General features: G+C 29.4%; 6 protein-coding genes. All 6 read left to right on the forward strand.

Annotation, left to right across the window (positions count from 1 at the left end):
• The coding region (locus tag ACI3VO_RS06440; RefSeq protein ID WP_439757116.1) for a molybdopterin dinucleotide binding domain-containing protein at positions 1–631 on the forward strand (631 nt) is incomplete at its 5' end.
• A 58-nt stretch (positions 632–689) separates the two neighbouring features.
• Positions 690–1,634, forward strand: a complete 945-nt coding sequence (locus ACI3VO_RS06445; protein ID WP_439757117.1) for an ROK family protein — start codon at positions 690–692, stop codon at positions 1,632–1,634.
• A 200-nt stretch (positions 1,635–1,834) separates the two neighbouring features.
• Positions 1,835–2,539 (forward strand): GntR family transcriptional regulator, encoded by a 705-nt coding sequence (locus ACI3VO_RS06450; RefSeq protein ID WP_439757118.1) that lies wholly within the window; start codon positions 1,835–1,837, stop codon positions 2,537–2,539.
• A gap of 83 nt (positions 2,540–2,622) precedes the next feature.
• Entirely contained in the window at positions 2,623–3,564 is a 942-nt protein-coding gene (locus ACI3VO_RS06455) for an ROK family protein (RefSeq protein WP_439757119.1), read from the forward strand.
• A gap of 163 nt (positions 3,565–3,727) precedes the next feature.
• Positions 3,728–4,036, forward strand: coding sequence for a PTS sugar transporter subunit IIB (locus ACI3VO_RS06460; RefSeq protein WP_439757120.1), 309 nt, complete (start codon positions 3,728–3,730; stop codon positions 4,034–4,036).
• A gap of 211 nt (positions 4,037–4,247) precedes the next feature.
• A partial coding sequence (locus ACI3VO_RS06465; RefSeq protein ID WP_439757121.1) for a PTS transporter subunit EIIC occupies positions 4,248–4,744 on the forward strand: 497 nt, incomplete at its 3' end.

Here is a 4,744-nt window from a genome sequence, read left to right on the forward strand (position 1 = left end):
TAGATTATTGGCAAAAGCTATGGGATATCAAGACGATTATTTCAACAAAACAGAGGAAGAAATTTTTGAGGAACTACTTGAAAAATCATTGAAGGATGTAAAAACTATATCTGAAGAAGATAAAGCTATTTTAAAACAAGGTGGAGCTATTTCAACACCATTTGCAAATCACATGGATATCAAAACTAAATCAGGAAAGATACAAATTACAAATGATGAAATGGAAGAAAAGATACCTCGATATATAGAAAATTCATCACAAGATTATCCATTGAATTTAGTTGCTGTGCCAAGCTGTGAAACTTTAAATTCTATTTTCTTAGAGAGAAAAGATATCGTGGAAAAGAGAGGAAAAGTTACATTGAAGGTGAATCCTAAAGATGCAAAATCTAGAAACATAGAAGATGGTGATGAAATAATTTGCTTCAATGATTTAGGAGAGGTTGGATTCGTAGCAGAGGTTACGGATACTGTAGCTCAAGGTGCTGTCGTAGCAGAGGGTGTCTACAATATGGATTTTTCTATAAATGAAAGATTAGTCAACGCACTTCATGATGACAGATTATCTGATATAGGCGAGGCAACTACATTAAATTCAAATAAAGTAGATATAAAAAAATATATGAAATAATGCAAAAATAATATAAAATTTAAAATAGAAATTATTAGATAAGAACAAGGGGGTATATATGTATAATATAGGCGTTGACATTGGCGGAACAGGAATAAAAATAGGTGTTGTAGATTGTGAAGGAAACATAGTTTACAGAGACCAATGTAGTACAGATGTAAAAGGTGGATTTGACAAAATTATTTCCGATATAGATGCAGTAATCAGAAGAATTATTAAAGAAAATTCAATAGAGCCTTCAAAAATCGAATCTATAGGCTTTGGTCTACCTGGTTACATTGATAAAAATGGAAGGGCAAACTGTGTAAATTTAAATTGGGAAAAGGTTGATTTTATAAAATCACTAAAGAATACCTTTACTGAATTCGATATTTTAGCAGAAAATGATGCTACTGTAGCAGGCTTAGCAGAGAGCAGATTTGGAAGTGCTAAAAACAGTAATTCTTCAGTGCTTATAACTCTAGGAACAGGAGTAGGTGGCGGAATTGTCATCAACGGAAGACCTTTTAGTGGAGCGCATGGAGTAGGTTCTGAGATAGGGCATATAATTATAGGAGAAAATTTCTATGATTGTAACTGCGGCAATAATGGATGCTTTGAAACCTTCTGTTCAGCAACTGCAATAATAAAATACGTACAAAAGCTTTTATCAGAAGAAAATGCTTCAACAAGTGTAATACTTGATATGTGCAAAGGAGATCTTTCTAAAATAGATGCTAAAGTAGTTTTTGATGCATACAGACAAGATGACCAAATAGCAAAAAAAGTCATAGCAAGATTTAAAAAATATTTAGCTATAGGAATCGCAAATATAGTAAATACTTTAGATCCAGAAGTAGTGGCAATTGGTGGAGGATTATCAAAATCATCAGATATAATACTAGACGGGTTAAAGGAAATGGTCAGAGAACATATTACTTACAAGGATGAAGAATTTGCAGATATAGTAATAGCGACATTAGGTAATGATGCTGGAATAATAGGCGCATCAATATTAAAATAGTAAAATCGAGGGAGTGTTGAAAAATAGAAATAAATCTATTTTCAATAGCTCCTTTTTTAACGAATTTTTTACAGATAATGATCGATTATGATTATATAAAAACAAATATATCAGATAGATATAAATAAAATTTGTAAATATGAATTTTATTTATTATAATATAAATAACAATACTATTAAAAAAAGGAGGAATCAGATTTATGGGTGCTAAATATCAACAAATCGTAGAGGATATAGAAAAAGACATAGTAAATGGAAAATATGATGCAACAAAGAAACTTCCAACAGAAGAAGAATTAGTTGCAAAATATGAAGTAAGCAGAACAACAATACGTAAAGCTATAGGTATATTATCAAGAAAGGGATATATATATCAAGTTCAGGGCAGTGGAATGTTTGTAAGAGAAGCGATATTAAAGGGATATGTGAGCTTAGAAACATTAAGAGGTCTTACAAGAGATTTTCCTGATAGAGATATATCTAGTAAAGTAGTTAGCATAGAAGTTTTAGAAGCTGAAGAAGCTTTGGCTCGTAAAATGAAATGTGCCATTGGAACAAATGTATATTACGTTAAGAGACTTAGAATAGTAGATGGAAATACTTTTTCAATGGAATATTCTTACTATAATAAGGATATTATACCTTATCTAAATGAAGATATTGCAAAAGCCTCTATTTATACATATATAACTGAGGATTTGAAGTTAAATATAGGATTTGCTGATAAAGTAATCTATGCAGATAAAATGGATGAAGAAAGTTGTAAATTACTAGGACTAGAAATGAGTGATCCAGCATTAGTTATAGAAAACACAGCATTTTTAAATAATGGAGATGTATTTGAAGTATCTAAAGCAGTACATAATTATAAATATGCAAAACTGCTTAAATTAGCTACTTTTTAAATAAATTATATTAATAAATATATATTGGTTGTATATAGGGATAATTTTTCCCTATACAATTGATATATTTTAAGGAGGTTAGGATGTATAGTATAGGAGTAGACATTGGGGGAACAGGAATAAAAGCAGGTATTGTAGATTGTAAAGGTAAAATAATCTATAGGGACCAGTGTAAAACAGATGTTGAAGGAGGTTTTGACAAAATTATTTCTGATATAAATATTATGGTTAGAAAGCTTATAAGCGACAATCATATAGACAAAAATGAAATAAAATCTATAGGTTTTGGTGTTCCTAGTTTTATAAACAAACAGGGAAAAGTCACTTGTGTAAATTTAAAATGGCATGAAGTTGAATTTGTATCTAAATTAAAAGAGGTTTTTTCAGAATTCAATGTATTTGCAGAAAATGATGCTACTGTGGCAGCTTTGGCAGAAAATAAATATGGAAGTATGAATAACTCCAATATATCTGTTCTCATAACTCTTGGAACAGGAGTAGGTGGAGGAATAATAATCAATGGGAAGCCATTTGTAGGAGCTCATGGTATGGGATCTGAAATAGGACATGTAGTAATTGGCGAAAATATTTACGATTGCAACTGTGGAAATAATGGATGCTTTGAAACATTCTGCTCTGCAACAGCTTTAATCAAATATACTCAAATAATATTAAAAGACTATGATAAAAATAGCATAATTAGAGATATGTGTGAAAATGATTTGAGTAAAATAGATGCAAAAATGATATTTGATGCCTATAGACAAGAAGATTATCTAGCTAAAGAAGTCATTATTAGATTCAAAAAATATTTAGCAATAGGAATTGCAGGGATTGTAAATACTATAGACCCAGATATAATTGCAATAGGAGGAGGCCTATCTAAATCTTCAGATATAATATTGCAAGATCTAAAAGAAATGGTAAGAAATCATATTCTATATAAGAATGAAGATTTTGCAGATATCGTAGTAGCAACTCTAGGAAATGATGCAGGAATAATAGGAGCATCACTATTAAATTAGTCGTTATTTTATTAAAAAAATAATATAAAAAAATTTTTTAGGAAAATGTAGGAAAATAGTTGTATTTAATGCAAAAATTTGTTACTATAAATTTGTAAATAAAAATTTGTAGATACAAATTGAATTTAAAGATATTTATAAAATTTGAAGGGAGAAATTTAAAATGAAAATCTTATTAGCATGTTCATCAGGAATGTCAACAAGTTTACTAGTTAACAAAATGAAAGAAGCTGCAGCAGCTGAAGGAATAGAAGCTGAAATATGGGCAGTAGCACAATCAGAAGTAGATGCAGAAATATTAAAAACAGATGTATTATTATTTGGACCACAAATGAGATTCTTAAAGAAAAAATTTGAATCAAAAGGTAAAGAATTAAATGTACCAGTTGAAGTTATACCACCAGTAAGCTATGGTCGTTGTGACGGAAAAGCTGTTTTACATTTAGCTATTGATTTAATAAACAACAAATAATAAACAAAAATACATAATGAAATAATAATATTTAGTAAAACAGACATTTTTAATCAATCATAAATAAAAAAATAACCAGCAGCGAATAATTACTTATTTAATGAATAATTATTTGCTACTGGTAGAAAAAATTTTTATACAATATATATATAATAGAAAATTATTTAAAAAATTGCAATAGTAAAATTAAATTATTTAGGAGGAAACTAATATGTTCGATAAATTAGAATCTGCCATAATGGTTATGGGAGAAAAATTAAATAACAATAGAATACTAATGGTTTTACGTGATTCATTCATGCTTGCATTTCCATTAACTATATTTGGATCAATAATGTTAGTAATAGCTAACTTCCCATATTTAGGAGTTCTTATAGGAGAACAAAATTTAGCATCTTTACAAGCAATACTTGGACCGGCTTCTACAGCTACAATGGCAGTTACAACAATATTCGTAACTGTAGGTATAGGATATTATTTATGTAAAGAAATAGGTGGAGAACCTATATACGGTGCAACAGTCGCACTAGTAGCATTCTTCTTATTAACTCCATTTGAAGCACCAATTGACGATACAGGTGCTATGTTACAAAATGTATTCGCAGTTGATCGTTTAGGAGCAAAAGGAATGTTCATAGGTATGTTTGCAGCATTTGGAGCAGCATTTTTATACGCTAAAATAACAAATAAAAACTGGACAATAAAAAT

It is taken from the genome of Intestinibacter sp., from assembly GCF_051866655.1.
GTDB lineage: Bacteria > Bacillota > Clostridia > Peptostreptococcales > Peptostreptococcaceae > Intestinibacter.

Bases quoted from the DNA above. Each gene is read 5' to 3' on its own strand.
- ACI3VO_RS06445 (WP_439757117.1), top strand. From the start codon at position 690: ATGTATAATATAGGCGTTGACATTGGCGGAACAGGAATAAAAATAGGT.
- ACI3VO_RS06460 (WP_439757120.1), top strand. From the start codon at position 3,728: ATGAAAATCTTATTAGCATGTTCATCAGGAATGTCAACAAGTTTACTA.
- ACI3VO_RS06450 (WP_439757118.1), top strand. From the start codon at position 1,835: ATGGGTGCTAAATATCAACAAATCGTAGAGGATATAGAAAAAGACATA.
- ACI3VO_RS06455 (WP_439757119.1), top strand. From the start codon at position 2,623: ATGTATAGTATAGGAGTAGACATTGGGGGAACAGGAATAAAAGCAGGT.